A 16,334-nucleotide genomic window follows, 5' to 3' on the forward strand; every position below is an offset into this window, starting at 1 on the left:
CAATTTCCAAATAAATGCTGTTATGATAATAAAATTAACTGGCAAAATTTATCAAATTCAATAGCTATAACCGCCTCAACACCTCGTTCCGCAAATAATTTCTGTTCTATTCAAAGTTTAATTTTTTTGAGTGGCCTATGCTACTCAGGACTATTGTTCACTACTCCGCATGTGAGGAAAGAATAAATGGACGACCTGCCGCGCTATAACCTTATAGGTTCATCAGCAACCTTTCAACAAACGTGCCGCCAAATTGAAAAAATTGCCAGCGTGGATGCGACTATCCTTATTGCTGGTGAAACTGGTACGGGAAAAGAGTTGGCTGCCCGTGCCATTCACTACCAAAGTGGTCGTAGCTGTAAACCTTTCATACCTATTAATTGTGGCGCACTTCCCGAAGCACTTATAGAAAGTGAATTGTTTGGACATGATCGTGGTGCCTTTACCGATGCTAAACTAGCGTCACCCGGGTTGGTAAGCGAGGCGGATGGCGGTAGTATGTTTTTAGATGAAGTTGATGCATTGAGTCTTAAAGCCCAAGCAGCTATTCTTCGGTTCTTGCAAGATAAAACGTATCGACGAGTTGGTAGCGGTATTCAACGCTATGCTGATGTCCGGTTTATCGTTGCAAGCAACGCAAATTTAGAGCAACTGGTAGAGACACGTCAATTTCGTCGCGATTTACTTTACCGTATTAATGTGTTGATGTTGCGTATGCCACCATTGCGCGACCGCGAAGGTGATGCACTTGAACTAGCAAATAATTTTTTAATTCGTTTCAGTCATCAATATCGTTTGCCCGCGAAAACATTGCATAGAAGTGCCCGGGAATTTCTTGACAACTATTCTTGGCCTGGAAATATCCGAGAATTAGAAAACGTAATACACAGAGAATTCCTGATGTCTGAAGGGACTGAAATACATTTAGATCAATCCATTAAGCAAACTGGTAACGAGGTAGTTGACGTGTCGTTCAAGACTGCTAAAGCAAGTGCTATTAGTACTTTCGAGAAAAACTATGTTCATGACTTACTCGATCAGACTGACGGTAATTTGTCTAGGGCTGCACGCATAGCCGGGCAGGACCGAAGTGCTTTTGGAAAGCTAGCTCGCAAATATGGTATTCATAGTACAGGCGTAGAACATATCCGTGGCCCAGAAGAAATTAACACCAAATAACGAATACAACTTGGCGGCGATATTCCAACGCCCCTTATGCGGTGCAAGGCAATGGAAGAGAAACTGAAACAGTTCGCATCTGATGCGATTACTTCTTATCTCATCTTGCATCCTGACGCTGCTGATACGATAGAAGGCATTCATCTATGGTGGATACGCTGGCCTACCATACCAGAATCAATTCTAGTTACTGCTTCTGCACTAGCAAAATTGGAAAAAGCGGGTCTAATTGAAAATCAAAGCGTTGGCAACCGCTATATCTGGCGCCGGCCACGCACAAACGAAAATTTGAACACATAAATAGACGTGATCAAAAAAACTTCAATCTGAAACGTCCATAAAATTAGTCCTGCACTGATTTCAGACAATGAAATGATTGCCGCAATCAACAACAGTAATTATATTTCGTCTGACTTCTAAGTCTGAGTTATTACAATGAATCGTCAATTCATTAAAAAATCTGATCAACATCATGATCGACTGGATCCCAAAAAGAATGATTTCGTTTCTATCTAAAATAGCGATGGCGATCGGTTCAACTACGTGTTCAGTTATTGTTTAAACCGAACATATCTTCTCGTGTAGATCATCTATTGTCGATTCGTGGATTGCAGCAAAATCAATTTTTTGATGGCACTTATTACGACTGTCGTCGGCATTCCATTCTGTCGCCTCTTTCAGTTTCCGTACTTAAGAGCGACCTAAAATAAACACCCTCCCCTGAGTTATTTTCTACCCAGTCAATTTTTCCTCCATATGGCAAGTCTGACGCAAGGTCAGATCTCACACCCCTTTGAGGAAAAAAATATCCTCACATATTTTTTATGAATTAAAAAATAACCAATTAAATCAATTGCTTATATATTTTTAATTTTTGGCACGTTAGTTGCTATTTCTATCTACATGTAAATCGTACTCAAATATATTTTGGTTCATATGAAGATGCGACCACTTTTCGGTTCCTCTGCACGAAGACAGTTGCCTTAGTGTTGGACTAGCGAAGGTGGTAATGGTAGAGATGGGAATGTACTGTGTTTAAAAATGGATGATTCACTTTTTTGAGACTTTTGATCGAGGCGATGAAATGACGGAAAGCATACAAAAAAAACTCTTACGGGTTAGAGCACCTAGGGTCAGGATTACCTATGACGTCGAAACGGGCGGCGCCATCGAGAAAAAAGAATTACCGTTTATCGTCGGTATTCTTGCCGACCTTAAAGGAGACAGAGATGCAGAACCACCATATGACCCACTGAAATTACGTAAGATGATCGATATCGACAGAGATAACTTCAATGACGTCATGCGTACAATCCAACCGCAGGTGAATCTCAAACCGGATGCAAAAAACTTGCTACCAATCACCCTTGGTATGAACGCAATACGTTTTTCAACGATTGAAGATTTTGAACCACTTAAAGTCGTCAAAGCGTTGCCAGGTCTAAAATGCTTATATATATCTCGTTGCCAGATCCGTAGCTTGCAAGCAAAAGCAGAAGGTGCCGATGATTTTGCTAAACTTTTGGCGGTACTGCTCCAAGCTGATAACGATAGTCCACCTAATATCGATCTCGTAGCACAAAAACAAAATTTGCTAAATTACGCAGTTGCATTTTCTGCGCTTGAAGGTACTGACAATCCGAAGAAGCGAGTCAGAGCAAAAATGTTGGTCGTTGATTTAAAAAAAGCGATCGTTTCACAAGTGGATGTCGATCACAATCTTAAAACATTAGGCGTCGCTGATGATCCATCAGCAAAATCAGAATTGTCTAAAATTTTAGACGCAATTGATGTCAGCAAATTAGAGCAATCCGTCGATACGCCAGCCGGCGATTTGGTGATTGACCAATTATGGTCTATGCCACTATTACTTTCGGCCTTGCTAAAGGATCCCAATCCGTCAGTAACGCCAACACCTAAGGAATTGCTTCAATTTGCGAAGGACAACCCTACACCAAGTCCAGTTAACACAGCAAAAGCCATACTTGCGCTTAAATGCTATATCGCTCAAATAACCGAAGTATTGCAGGCGCCAACGGTGCCCGAACTAGTGAAACCAGCTATACCCGCCTCCCCTACCGAACCTGTAAAACCAGTCGAACCAATTGCCCCGACACAGCCCGTAGCACCGGTTGAGCCAGTTGCCCCAGCGGCAGACGCTGCTACGGAGGTAAAAGAAAAATACACAAAAGATAAAGCTGACTACGATACCGCTAAAGCAACATACGATATAAGTGCAGCTGACTATCTTAAGCTCAAGACTACCTACGATACTGATAGTGCCACATACACTCAGAGCATCTCTGCCTATGCTCAGCTCAAAGCTGACTACGATATCAAGTTGAAAGCTTATACGGATCTAAAAGCGACATATGACATCAGTAAAAGTGACTACGACGCCAGCCAGAATAAATATGACATAAGTAAGAACACCTTTGACGCAAACGTCAAGAGAATCCGTCGAGCCAGTACCAAGGGAACTATTTCCGTAATGGACGAATTAGTCACGCTAATTGACGTCCATCTAAGTAAAACATTATCGACAATTATGCATTTGGACAGCTTCAAAAAAATGGAAGCGACTTGGCGTGGACTGCAACATTTTGTTTTCAACACAGAAACGAACAATATGCTCAAACTGCGTGTGTTCAACGCCCAGAAGGAGGAGCTGCTTGAAAACATGCAAAAGGCAGTTGAATTTGATCAAAGCGTACTATTCAAAATGGTATATGAAGCCGAGTACGGCACCTATGGTGGCTTCCCATACAGCCTGCTAGTTGGCGACTATGCAATTGGTTGCTCTGGTGACGATATAGATTTTTTAGGAAAAATGGCTGAAGTGGCTGCGGCCGCCCATGCACCCTTTTTGGCACAAGCGTCCGAAAAACTTTTTCGCTTGACTGGACTGGACAAACTAGACAAACCGCGTGATCTGGCGAAAATTTTTGAAAGCCAAGATTTGATTGGCTGGCGTGCGTTCCGTGAGTTGGAAGATGCTCGTTATGTGACGTTAGCTCTACCGCGTGCGTTATTACGACTACCGTATGGCATGCCAGAAAAACGCAATACCAAACTGTCCGAGGGACTTAATTTTAACGAACAAATTAGTGACGTCCCAGGTGAACATGAAAACGAGGAAGGAGATAAGAAGCGCTACGCCCCTCCCAACACAAATCACTTTTTGTGGGGGAATCCAGCTTATTTACTCGCTGAACGCATCACTAACGCATTTTCTCTTTACAACTGGACTGCTGCGATCCGGGGTGTAGAAGGCGGCGGTCTGGTCGAAGGCTTGCCGACTTACACGTACACCAGCGAGAAGGGGCACACTGAATTATTTTGCCCGATCGAAGTAGCGATTACCGATCGGCGAGAAAAGGAACTAAACGATCTCGGCTTCATTTCCTTATGCCATTGCAAGGGCACAGGAAAAGCGGCGTTCTTCGGTGGTCAAACTACAAACCTCCCGAAGAAATATTTTTCTGATGACGCCAACGCGAACGCAAAAATTTCAGCGATGCTGCCATACATGCTAGCGGCCTCCCGCTTCGCTCATTACATCAAAGTTATTATGCGCGAAAAAATTGGCAGCTTCTTAACTCGAGCCAATGTCGAATCCTACCTCAACACCTGGATCTCCAATTATGTGCTGCTGGATGATAACGCCACCCAAGAAGTTAAGTCCGCTTACCCATTACGGTCAGCCAGAGTCGTTGTAACCGACGTGCCGGGCGAGCCTGGTGCCTACCGAGCCACCGTCTTTTTGAAACCACACTTCCAACTAGAAGAGCTGACGACATCCATCCGGCTTGTGGCTAATTTACCTAAATAGTTTTGTGTCGATAACGGCGAGTTTGTATAAGTAAATTTTTATTTAAGGACACATTATGGATCTGATCTTGCTACAACCCGGTAATTCTGAAGTGTTTGGTGGTGCCAATAGCTGGGACAACGGCGGTAGTTTGATTGATAACGAGTGGCGCGATAAAGTTCTCGATCTTGGCCAATGTTTAGAATTGGTCTCGATGCACCAGGGAATGAAACAGCAAATCACTACCGATGTCAGTAATTCGGCACGTACATCTGGTCGACCTGTGATTACTGAATTCACTTTAGTCAAATATGTTGATAAAACTTCCGTTAAATTTTACGAGTATTGTCTGCGAGCAGAACCTCTTGGCAAAGGTAAGGATCAGCCTACCAAACTATATATTGCTCGCAATTCGGGGGACAAAACAGCAAACATCATTACGATTTCACTACGTGACGCCATCATAAGTGAAATCCAGTTGCAGTCTCATCCAGATGATATGCCGACCGAACAATTTAAACTCAACTTTACTGAAATTCTCTGGACTTACACGGTACAGAAAGCGGATACCGGCACAGCGGGTAATTTGTCGACTGGTTGGAGTATTGCTCGCAATCGGCCAATAGGACAATTTACCTAAGTCATTTGACATTAGCAGTGCATAACAAAGCAGTCGGTCACGTTGATACTTAACGATTGTGTGTCAGGAGACTATATGCAGTATTTGTTCGAGCGTTTGGCTTCTCCGAAATTTTCCTCTGGGGATCAATCCGAAGCTTTCAATGTGAAAACGGCGGTAGCGGCACAAATCCAACGGATAGTTAGCGCACGCATGATCGAATCTGGTGGCGAGCTGAATTTGCTCGAATTCGGCATGCCGAATGTAGTTGAATTGGCGATGAGTAGTAAGAACCAACTCAACCAATATGGTGCAAGGTTAGGCCGTTTGATTGGACGATATGAGCCGCGATTATTAAACCCAGTCGTACAAGTCGAATCCACCAGAGATCCTTTAATGCCATACCAAATATTGGTAACCGGTTCATTAGCTTCAAGTACTGAAGTGGAATTGTTTTATTTTAACTTACCGCTGCATTAGGGGACGACTGTCATGCAGATTGCCAATGCAAAACTACGGGATTATTTCCAGTCTGAATTGACAGCCCTGCGTACCGGAGCCGTTGATTTTGGTAATCAATATCCTGTTTTGGCGGAAAGTTTAGGCTTAAACATCCGCGGTGCGACAGACCCGCAGGTTGAATTGTTGATGCAATCCTTTGCGTTTCTGACGGGAAGACTGCAATTTCAAATCGAACAGGATAAAGCCGCACCACCAAACGCTTTGTTAGCATTTCTTTACCCGCATCTGGAAGCACCAACACCCTCTATGTTAGTTGCGCAATTAGCGGTTAAACCCGACTCAGCAAGTTTCGTCAAAGAGCAAGTTTTGAAACGTGGCCGTTATGTCAGTGCATCCGCCGAAAATAATCTAGGACTAAAAATAGAATGTCGTTTTCGTACCTGCTATGAAACTCCACTGTTGCCTTTGAGCGCAACGGAAATTGACCTGAGTTCGACAGCAGATTATCCATCATTAAAATCCTCTGAAATCGGTCAGTTAGCAAGCAAGTCAGTGTTGCGTGTGCGTCTACATACTGATGGCGAAAGTAAATTACCTACTAAAGGGGGCGGTCCACTGCGCCTACGTTTTTATATCAATAGTGCCGAACAAGACGCATTAGTCCTGTATGAAATGTTAGCACTATATTTGTCGGCTATTGTTATTCAAGTACCCGATACCAACCAAAGTATTGCGCTCTGTTCCGATATTGCATTGCGTTGGCTTGGTATGGAAGATAGCGAAGCAATGTTACAAGCCAATCCGCAAACTCAACCTGGTTATCGCTTATTGCAAGAATATTTTTCTTTTCCAGAGAAATTTATGTTTTTCGAAGTGAGTCTTGTCGATAATATTAATTTTAGTGGCGTACAAGATTTTTTCGATTTACTTTTCGTGCTTGATACGCCATTTGATGCAAAGCGCAGTTTTGATTCAAAGTCTCTGCTGCTCAATTGCGTCCCACTAGTTAACTTATTTTCGCAACGTTTGGATCCTATCTCAGTTAACCATACTGAATATGAATACCATTTAAAAGGTGATCTGAAAAATCACCGTTATTGCGAAATTATTGCAATTGAAGAGCTCGAATCGATTACTGCGAACGGCAGTCCTCGTCCAATTGCTCCCTATTTTGCATTAGATGATTTCCGTCGCTTGGAGCAACAAGATTATTTTTATGTTGCCCGACGTGAGCAAAGTCAGGTGGACAATATTGCTGGTACCGAAATATTTATTTCATTTCTGGATCAACAATACGACCTGACTCAATTAACTGACGAAGTGATTGGTGGGCGAGCACTATGTACAAACCGACGCCTGCCAGAACAACTCAAAAATGGTAGCCCGATGTATCTCGAGGGTAGTGGTCCAATTACTGGTATCACAGTACTTAGTAAGCCGACCCCTCACCATACGCCTGCGCAGATTGGCCGCCGGCCTTTGGCATTGGTATCCCAACTTTCGTTGAACCATCTATCACTCGCAAACAAGCCGGAAGCGTTGAGTGCGCTAAAAGATATTCTACGTCTTCATCTTGGATCCAACCCGAGGAATGGAAGCAAACAAATCGATGCTATTTCCAGTCTTGAAAATCGAAGTATTGTGCGACATTTAAGTCAGGATGGTTGGCGTGGTTTCGTACGTGGAAGTGAAATAAAGCTAGTCATGGATCAAAACCAATTCAAGAATGTTAATGCCAGCCCAGTCTTGTTTTGTTCCGTATTGCGAAACTTTTTTCGCCTGTACGCGAGCGTCAACAACATTGTTGAATTAAACCTGGAAACTCAACAAATCAAGGGCACGCAGAAGCAATGGGCGCCGCTAGCTGGCGCAAAGATTGTGTTATGAGACAGGAACTCATTCTTCAGCAATACAACAACTTTAACGTGTATCAGTTAATGCGTTTATTACTGGCCGAGCAACCTAATTCGCCGATAGAAAAGCGTTTTCGTTTTCGTGCTGATCTGTCACTGGCGTTCCCGGCACACGAATTCTCTTCGATCACGGTACATAAACCAAGGCGAACAAAAGACAAAACAACATCTCCAGGAATTCCCGGGGACGCTGAGATCATCGAAATTCAGACAGCAAACTATAGCTTAGCTGGCATATTAGGACCGTTACCGGAGCCATTCGCCGAATGGGTTCGCGACCTAAAGCAGGCAAGTGAACCAGCAATGGCCGATTTTTTGGATGTGTTCAATCAACGGCTCAACATTTTACGCTATCAGTTAAAGCGAGCGCAGACGATTGGTCTTAACAGCGTTGCACCGGAAATGACAGATCAAGCAAAAGCCTTATCTGCATTAGCCGGATTAGGTTTGCAACAAATTCAGCAACAGATCCCAATGGCGCCCCGTTCATGGCTTAGTCTGGCCGGCTTACTTGCGAACTGTCGTAAAAGTGCTGCAACGGTAGTGCATGTTCTTAATCTGTTATTAAACACAAAACAGGATCCCGAAAAAACGAAAGTAAGCTTAATCCCTTTGATTGGCGCTTGGAAATCAATCGAAACAGATGACCGCGTCATGCTTGGCCAGCGTAATCAGCAATTGGGGAAAAAAACTGTCTTGGGGCGAGCTATGTGGGATCAGCAGGCACGGGTACGTATAGTCATTGATCACATTGATTTCCCCGATTTTTGTAAATTATTACCCGGAAGTCGCATTCAGAATCTCCCTAATTCGGCAGGCGCTTACTATCAGCGATTCTCCGGCATTTTGTTGTTACTTCTCGACTGCCTTGTTGATTGCGAGATAGAGCTCAACGTCAATATTGCAACGATTCCTAGAGGGCGAAAATTACAGACGATGCGTTTAAGTCAGACTGCTTGGCTTAACAGTGATCCGCGTAAACCGAGATCGCCGCCAAAAGGTCGCGTTTGCTACCTAGTTCCTGCAAATGAGAGCTCAATATCAGCATGAATGACATACTCAATCCAGCTGCGCGTAGTGCCATTGCCGCGATCGAAAGGGAACGGCCTACCCTATTTTTGCATTGCGCGATTTTTTTGCGCGGTAATCGTATCGTGAGCGACGAAACTTTTCGGCTGGTGAATTTCCAAGGTCAAGAAAGTGTTTCAGAGCCGTTTGAATACCAACTGGAATTGCATGGCAATACTAGCCAGCATCATGGTGATCAGTTCAACTTCAATCAAGTCATCGGGCACCCCATCACTGTCGGTATTACCTACGCTTTTAATTTAAAACAAACTAAGGTCAGTGATTCGTCAGAACAATTTCAAAGAGTAATCCGGGGTGCTGAATGCAGCGACGAACTGGCAATTTTCAATGGAATCGTGACCTCTTTTTCGTTTGAAATCCAGGGAGTCTACAGGATCACAATGAAGCCCTCCTTGCATAGATTGACGCTGACCAATCACTATCGTGTGCACGCACAATGCAATATACGAGACGCCATCGGCAATTTGCTTGACGCACATCGCATTCCCTATTCTCTTGAGGCAGTTTCTGGAAAGGAAAATCCCGCAATTGCCCGCATCCAAGATTGGTTGCAAGCAGGTGAAACCGACTTTGACTTTCTTAAGCGGTTGATGGGCAAAGCGCACCTCTATTACTATTTCGTCCATGTAGGTAACAGCCATAAAATCGTATTTGGCAATCGCCCCTCTTATGAGCAAGTATTCAGTAATCCACATCCTCTGCGCTATACCTTTACGAGTATGGACGAACTAGGTATGGCTCAAAGTGATGTCATCTCTCAATATAGTTATCAATGTACGATGGCAAGTAGTGGCGTGCATGGTGTCTTCACACGACAAGAAGCCGCTTGGGAAGCAGATGCTGTCGCCACGTTTCAGTCGTTTCGTGCCGACGACTCGCCAGATATTGGGGAACTACCGTTCCGGCAATATAAAATTTACCAATATGGTTGTAGCAATGATGAAATTCGCCACTACACCGATACAACCAGCGACACTCTTCATTCTGCCGCAAGTCAGTTCAGCGGCAATAGTTTTTGCGCACATTTTCGCTGTGGACACCAATTCAGTCTCACGGGCAGCGATATCCATGAAAGCAGTCCCAACCCTGTGCGCCCAAGTTTGGAGGGGGAGCAATTTGTTCTTACGATGGTCAAGCATCAGGCAAGTGCAGACGGTACCTACAGTAACGAATTTCAATCTACCGAAGCTAATGGATTGATCAGCATTTTTTCCATACAAGAAACTCAGCAAGGAACTATCTTGGCGCAGGTTGTTGCGAAGAGTGGCTCTGCAACGCCATTAGATTGGCGCTACTACGCTCCGGTCTCGCCTTTCGATCCAGAAACGAGTACCGTGGTTGATACCCAAGGCACTGACCAAAAGCTGAATGCGATTGGCGTCTACGTACGTTTGTCTACCGATGACATTGATGCTGATCCAATCTGGATAAAGCTCTCACCGTCGATGCAAACCGTACCAGAGATCGGTACCACCGTCGTCGTTAGCCGGGCGCAGGACGAATCAGAATTACCTGAAATCCAAAGCATCATTCAATCAAATGCAAGCACCGTCGTTATGCCCTCGACATGGACTGCCAATACCCACGTTGGCAGCAGTTACTCAACTAGTTATGGCGATGGTAAAAGTATTCGTTATGGTAAATACTCAAGTCCGGCGTTATCGACCGCTATCAATATTGTCAGCGCACCGTATGATCGTGGGCACTATCGAGATACTAGCTTCTCACAAGGGGCGAGCTATAGCTATTCGACAGCTGAAACTGTGGCGAGTAATTTTTCACCTGATCCGGCTGAATTATATGGGCCTTATGCCGGTGCTGCAGATATTCTCTCTGCATCAGAATCGTTCGGCTCTAACTATAACCGTCAATACGCCACGATCACTTCGAGTTTTTCTAAAGTTGGAACCTCGTATAACAACAGTACGACGGGGTTGAGTGAGAACTATTCGACTACGACCACTCACCGTAGCACGTCGAAGACAGGTACTAGTATTACCAATGACACGACTGGCAGCAGCTCTAGTACCCAGAAGATCGGCACCTCATACAGCAAAACCACAACTGACTATAGCGAAAATTATTCTGATACGACTACCCACCACAGTACGTCGAAAACCGGAACAAGTATTACGAAAGATACGACTGACAGCACTGACAGTACGCAGAAAGTCGGTACCTCAAAGAGTTCGGTGACAACCGACAGTAGTAGTAGCAACTCAATTACTGGAAGCAGTATTAGTGCGTCGGTTATTGGTAGCAGCATTAATACCTCAACTACCGGTAGCAGTATTAGTAACGCAAACACAGGACTTAGTTTAAATAACTCAAATACGCTAGTCAGCGCTGTCGTCAACATTACCGGCAGTAGCACAGTTATGAACATCACAGGTAACAACAACACGATCGATGTTGTAGGGCCGGGGTTCAAATTTACAAATCAAGCGTTGCAGCCTCATATTGAAGATGTCGATTTGCGCTTAACCGTAATTACCATACTTCAAATTTTCATGTAACCAACGATGAAAATCATTAAGCCACTTACTCTCGGTGTTTTACATAAACCCTACCAAATGGGAGGACGTAATTTTTTTGTTGTCTCTGCCCTAGGGTTTTTCAGACTTGGCGCTGTAAATGAACGTTTCCTCAGCGAGAGTCTGCAATGGCCGTTTGTCACTTCGAGCCTTCCAAAGGGGCAACCGCTCGATGAAGTGATGCCGAAGCAACATGCGGAAGTGATTGTGCTAGGCAATGCATATACCCCCGGCGGTCAACCTTGCACAGAATTGTTAGTGCAATTATGTATGACAGACGTTTCTGGAACGCCCAGTATCAATAAATGTCTCCGAATAACAGGAAATCGTAATTGGAGCAGCAGCATCTTTTCCACTACGCATAGTTCTAGGGCCACACCGTTTAGTGCTATGCCACTCGATTACGAGCACGCGTTTGGAGGTTCTGGTCATCCTGAGAATCCGTTAGGTCGTGGTTATGCCGGTGGACGGTTAAGCGCACTTTTCAAACGTAAAAGCGGCGCAATGCCGAATATTTCCCATATCAATGAACCAGACTATTCACCATGGCAGCAAAGGACTCCGGCGGGACTTGGTCCACAAAATATTACATGGGCACCACGCAACAAAAAATTGGGTACATATAACCAAGCATGGCTTGATCATGATGCGCCGGGTTTGGCTAGAGACATAGATTGGAGCGTATTTAACCTTGCTCCTCCCGATCAACGGGCTAAGGGCTTTTTTCAAGGTGGCGAAAACTATTGCCTGCATCACCTTCATCCTAAAAAAACACAGATCGAGGGTAAACTTCCGCAATTCCAAGCGCGTGCCTTTATCCAAAAAATTGGACAATTCGGACAGACGGTTAGTGAGGTAGCCATGCAAATGGATACCGTTTGGTTTTTACCAGAATACGAATTAGGCATCGTTGTCTATCACGGGCAAGTTGAAGTTCAAGATAGTGACGCACTTGATGTGACTTCATTGATGGTCGCGTATGAACATAGCGACACCCCAAAATCTCTCGCCCATTACCAAATGGTAATGGCGCTTAGGCTTGATCCGGCTACCGCAGCATTACATGTTTTTAATGAATCACAATTGGCAGCAGATTATTCGCCAGAAGAAAAAGTCCGTAGGTGTGAGTCACAAAAACAGGCAGAAAATGTAGACCTTGCGAAACGACAAGAACAGCTCGATTTGGCAGATGCTCAATTCTGGCTTGACCAAGGTAGCGCGCCGCCGCCTGGATACGTCGTGCCCCGCGCGACGCCTCAAGAATTTGGACTGGTCACTACTGAATTAGTCACTGAGGGCGATTTCGATTTAGCGAAAACCTTAGAGCATGCAAACGAAATTTGTGTCAGTGCCGAACAACAAGGTCAAGCCGCTTTGCAAAAAGTAGCGCAAATAGAATTAGTCACCAGGTCAGCTGTCTCAACGAATGAATTAATCGCTGCCGCAATCGAAAGAGGCGCGCTACCAGCTTATGACCTACTTGTACCGGACGAAACTGGCTTTGATCCGCAAACAGCAACATTATCCAGTGCATTAGATGCGGCCCGAACGAAAGGTGCGTTTGACGATTCAGCTACGTATGCGGAAGCAATGGCGGCTGTAAAAAAAATGTCGGCACAGCGCCGTGAAGTGCGACGCGCATCGCCCACTGTAACTTGCCCAGACCTCCCCCTGCTACCAGAGGTAAGTCTAAAACTCGGCGTTCAAATACGTCAATGGAAGCAGGAAGGAATTTGTTTAGCTGGTCGGGACCTCGCTGGAGCGAACCTAGTTGGTATCGACTTTTCTGGTGCTGATTTGCGCCAAATTATGTTGGAAGAAGCAGATTTAAGGGATGCGAAATTTGTCGGGGCAAATTTGCAGGGAGCCGTCCTTACTGGGGCCACATTAGATAGTGCAGATTTTTCTCACGCCAATTTAGCCGATGCCAACCTTTCTGGAAGCCGTGGACTCTCTATTCGCTTTCAAAACACCGACCTAAGCCGCGCTCAAGCACTGTCAGCAAGTTGGCCCAAAGCCAATCTGCAAGCCGCAAATCTTGACAAATTACTTGCCGTTAAACTTGATTTATCTGGCTCGGTATTGAACGACGCCAGTGCAAACCAAGCGCTCCTCTTGGAGGCGAATGCCGATGATAGCCAATGGCTTCGCGCCACATTGAACCAGACGGTAATGTTGCGTGCCAGCCTTAAGCGTGCTGATTTCAGTTCTGCCTACCTCAATAAGACCGTCCTTATCGAAGCACAGATGCAAGCGAGTCTTTGGAATAATTCGCGTTGGGACAAACTACAAGCCACTGGCAATAAAACGAATTGGACCAACGCTATATTGCAAGGAGTCCAAGCCAAAGAGTGCGGACTACATAGTGCAATTTTTTCTCAAGCCGACCTGCGCGGAGCTCAATTTCTTCGGTGTGACTTTGGTCAGTGCGATATGCACGCGGCTAAAATGGATGATGGAATTTTTTCGTATTCACTTTTTCTACAAACAAATCTGCGTTGCGCCAGCATACAGAGGGCAGATTTTTTCCAAGCGCTATGTCGTAAGACGGACTTTTGTGGCGCCAACCTCAGCAATACGAGTTTCTCACAATGCGAGCTCACTGATTCTATCGGAACTGACGGAAAAACCGAACGAGTACGGAGGCAAGCATGAACCAAATGGATGCGATAGAAAAACTAATCAAGATAGGGCGACCTATTCATGAACAAGATTTGACTGGTCTAGACGCTAGAAAATATTCACTTGCTAACGCAGTATTCAATCAAGTCAAACTGGTGGGGGCTTGTTTCACATTTTGTGATCTGTCTCGTGTCAGCTTTATTGATTGTGATCTAAGTGATGCTGACTTCAATAACGCGCGCTTGAACCATACTTGCTTTACTAAATGTAATTTGAAACAAGCACAACTGAGCGCCCGGCAAATTGAACATTGTTGTTGGAGTGAGTGTGACTTGAGCGATAGTGATTGGACCAATAGTCATCTCCAGACGGGTGCCATTATTAATTGCATCCTTGATAGAGCACAGTTATGTAGTGTGTGGTTTGAACGTATGGCACTCCTAGGTAACAGACTCGACAATGTTAATCTAACCAAAGCCAAACTCGACCAAAGTACGATCCGTCCTGCTGACTTTCGCTTAGCAAATTTAAAGGATCTGACGGCAACTGGTGCAATTTTGATCGAAGCAAATTTCCAAAATCAGCGCATAGCAGGTATTCAGCTCCATCGATGCACGATGCAACAAGCTGACTTTAGTGACGCCGACCTCAGCCAAGCTGACTTGCGCGAATCAAACTGCCACCAAGCTAAATTGCATCGTACATGCATGAGCGGGGTTAACGCGCCCAACAGTTTATTTTTGGATGCAAAATTGGATCATGTCAATTTTTCTGACGCTAACCTCGAGGGCGCAATTTTCCAAAAGGCCAAGATAGCATGCTGTCACTTTGATCGCGCCAACCTACAAATGAGCATATGGAATAAAAGTACCACGTGCGCGGTGTCATTTAATGGGGCAGACATGCGCTATAGCCGTTTTGATTATGCGCAAGGAGAATCCGTCGATTTTTCAAACGCTAAGCTCGACTATAGTCAATTTCACCAAGCAAAATTTATTCGTACGTCGTTTATTAGTGCCAGTCGCTATCGCATGGTTGGCACTGACCCAGATCGTCTAGCCGCTGAAACTAGAACATTCACCTTGGAGATAACATGATGCATTTCGCAGAAAAAACGAACCAACTTCCTCCTCCAGCGCCTTCTCCACTCACTTTGTGTGAGGCACAAGTGGTCGTTGTTCTGGAAAATCATTGTTATCTGCTCAACGATGGTAGGGTCGCACGACAAGCGATAAGTTGCCTGATCACGCCGGACGTCGGTGATCGTGTGCTCTCCGCCGTTTGTCAGGATGAAACCCCTTACATCCTTCATATCTTGCAACGACTCAATTTGGAACAGGCACAAATGAGCGCACCTGGTATTCGAAAGCTCGCTCTAAGACAACAGGAAATCAGCGTTTCCGCTACGGATAAGATCGCACTTCAAGCACTGCATGACGTAGAGATCAGCGCTGCTGTTGGTGTCATGCATATGAATGCTCGCAATCTGTTTACGACTGTTAACGACAGCATGGTACAGAACGTACGTAATTACATTGGTAAAGCCGATCAATATTTACTTGAAGTTAAGCAGCTCTTGCGTCTGCACGGGCAACAAACACTGATCACCGCCGAAAAGGATGTGAAGGTAGACGGCGAGCGTATTAGCATGGGTTAACAGGCAATCGAGAATGACCGTTCATTAATACCAATACAAGAGATTAATCATGTTTGCTACCAATAGCCTGTCAGCAATGTCGATGTTCACGATACCGGACGTTTGTAAGACGCCCTTGTTGGTGCCGGTTCCCCTCCCCTATCCGAACATTACCTTCTCGTTTATGCACATCCCGTCCGTATTCAACCTGATGTTCGGAATCGGATTTGCAGAAAATTTATTGACCGCAGGCACCATTAGCCTGGGCGACCAACCTGGAGTATTGGGAGGCATTATTTCACAGATTTTTATGGGGCCGGATCGCTATATTCTGGGAAGTTTCAAAGTACTGGCAAATGGTATTTTTGCCACGAGAATGACTTCATTGGTTGGTATGAATGGTATGCCTTTTAACACTATTGGAATGTCTATTTTGCCAGCCCAATTTCGCGTTATTTTATTAAGCTGA

The 16,334-nt window shown here is 44.9% G+C and carries 12 protein-coding genes; all 12 read left to right on the forward strand.

All coding sequences use genetic code 11. The annotated features are described in order from the left end of the window. The first annotated feature begins 186 nt into the window (after positions 1-186). Complete coding sequence (locus ACO0LE_RS16270; protein ID WP_422961383.1) at positions 187-1,179, forward strand: sigma-54 interaction domain-containing protein; 993 nt, start codon at positions 187-189, stop codon at positions 1,177-1,179. Between the two features lie 51 nt (positions 1,180-1,230). After that, complete coding sequence (locus ACO0LE_RS16275; protein ID WP_422961384.1) at positions 1,231-1,479, forward strand: hypothetical protein; 249 nt, start codon at positions 1,231-1,233, stop codon at positions 1,477-1,479. A gap of 784 nt (positions 1,480-2,263) precedes the next feature. Further along, positions 2,264-5,011 (forward strand): type VI secretion system contractile sheath large subunit, encoded by a 2,748-nt coding sequence (gene tssC / locus ACO0LE_RS16280; protein ID WP_422961385.1) that lies wholly within the window; start codon positions 2,264-2,266, stop codon positions 5,009-5,011. Between the two features lie 55 nt (positions 5,012-5,066). Then, positions 5,067-5,630: an Hcp family type VI secretion system effector gene (locus ACO0LE_RS16285; RefSeq protein WP_422961386.1), complete on the forward strand. Its 564-nt coding sequence runs from the start codon at positions 5,067-5,069 to the stop codon at positions 5,628-5,630. Positions 5,631-5,705: 75 nt separating this feature from the next. Beyond that, positions 5,706-6,089: a type VI secretion system baseplate subunit TssE gene (locus tag ACO0LE_RS16290; protein WP_422961387.1), complete on the forward strand. Its 384-nt coding sequence runs from the start codon at positions 5,706-5,708 to the stop codon at positions 6,087-6,089. A 12-nt stretch (positions 6,090-6,101) separates the two neighbouring features. Continuing rightward, complete coding sequence (gene tssF, locus ACO0LE_RS16295; protein ID WP_422961388.1) at positions 6,102-7,958, forward strand: type VI secretion system baseplate subunit TssF; 1,857 nt, start codon at positions 6,102-6,104, stop codon at positions 7,956-7,958. Then, a complete protein-coding gene (gene tssG, locus ACO0LE_RS16300; RefSeq protein WP_422961389.1) occupies positions 7,955-9,034 on the forward strand; it encodes a type VI secretion system baseplate subunit TssG in 1,080 nt (359 codons plus the stop codon). Before tssF ends, tssG begins: the two co-directional genes overlap by 4 nt. After that, positions 9,031-11,589, forward strand: a complete 2,559-nt coding sequence (locus tag ACO0LE_RS16305) for a contractile injection system protein, VgrG/Pvc8 family (protein WP_422961390.1) — start codon at positions 9,031-9,033, stop codon at positions 11,587-11,589. Before tssG ends, ACO0LE_RS16305 begins: the two co-directional genes overlap by 4 nt. 6 nt (positions 11,590-11,595) lie before the next feature. Further along, complete coding sequence (locus ACO0LE_RS16310) at positions 11,596-14,262, forward strand: DUF2169 domain-containing protein (RefSeq protein WP_422961391.1); 2,667 nt, start codon at positions 11,596-11,598, stop codon at positions 14,260-14,262. Further along, complete coding sequence (locus ACO0LE_RS16315) at positions 14,259-15,326, forward strand: pentapeptide repeat-containing protein (protein ID WP_422961392.1); 1,068 nt, start codon at positions 14,259-14,261, stop codon at positions 15,324-15,326. Before ACO0LE_RS16310 ends, ACO0LE_RS16315 begins: the two co-directional genes overlap by 4 nt. Next, the gene (locus ACO0LE_RS16320) at positions 15,323-15,886 is read left to right on the forward strand and encodes a DUF3540 domain-containing protein (RefSeq protein WP_422961393.1); all 564 of its coding nucleotides are present in this window, start codon (positions 15,323-15,325) and stop codon (positions 15,884-15,886) included. The genes ACO0LE_RS16315 and ACO0LE_RS16320 overlap by 4 nt, the downstream gene beginning before the upstream one ends. A 49-nt stretch (positions 15,887-15,935) precedes the next feature. Next, a complete protein-coding gene (locus ACO0LE_RS16325; protein WP_422961394.1) occupies positions 15,936-16,334 on the forward strand; it encodes a DUF4150 domain-containing protein in 399 nt (132 codons plus the stop codon).

Origin of the sequence: Undibacterium sp. Xuan67W (assembly GCF_049340165.1) — a bacterium.
GTDB lineage: Bacteria > Pseudomonadota > Gammaproteobacteria > Burkholderiales > Burkholderiaceae_D > Undibacterium.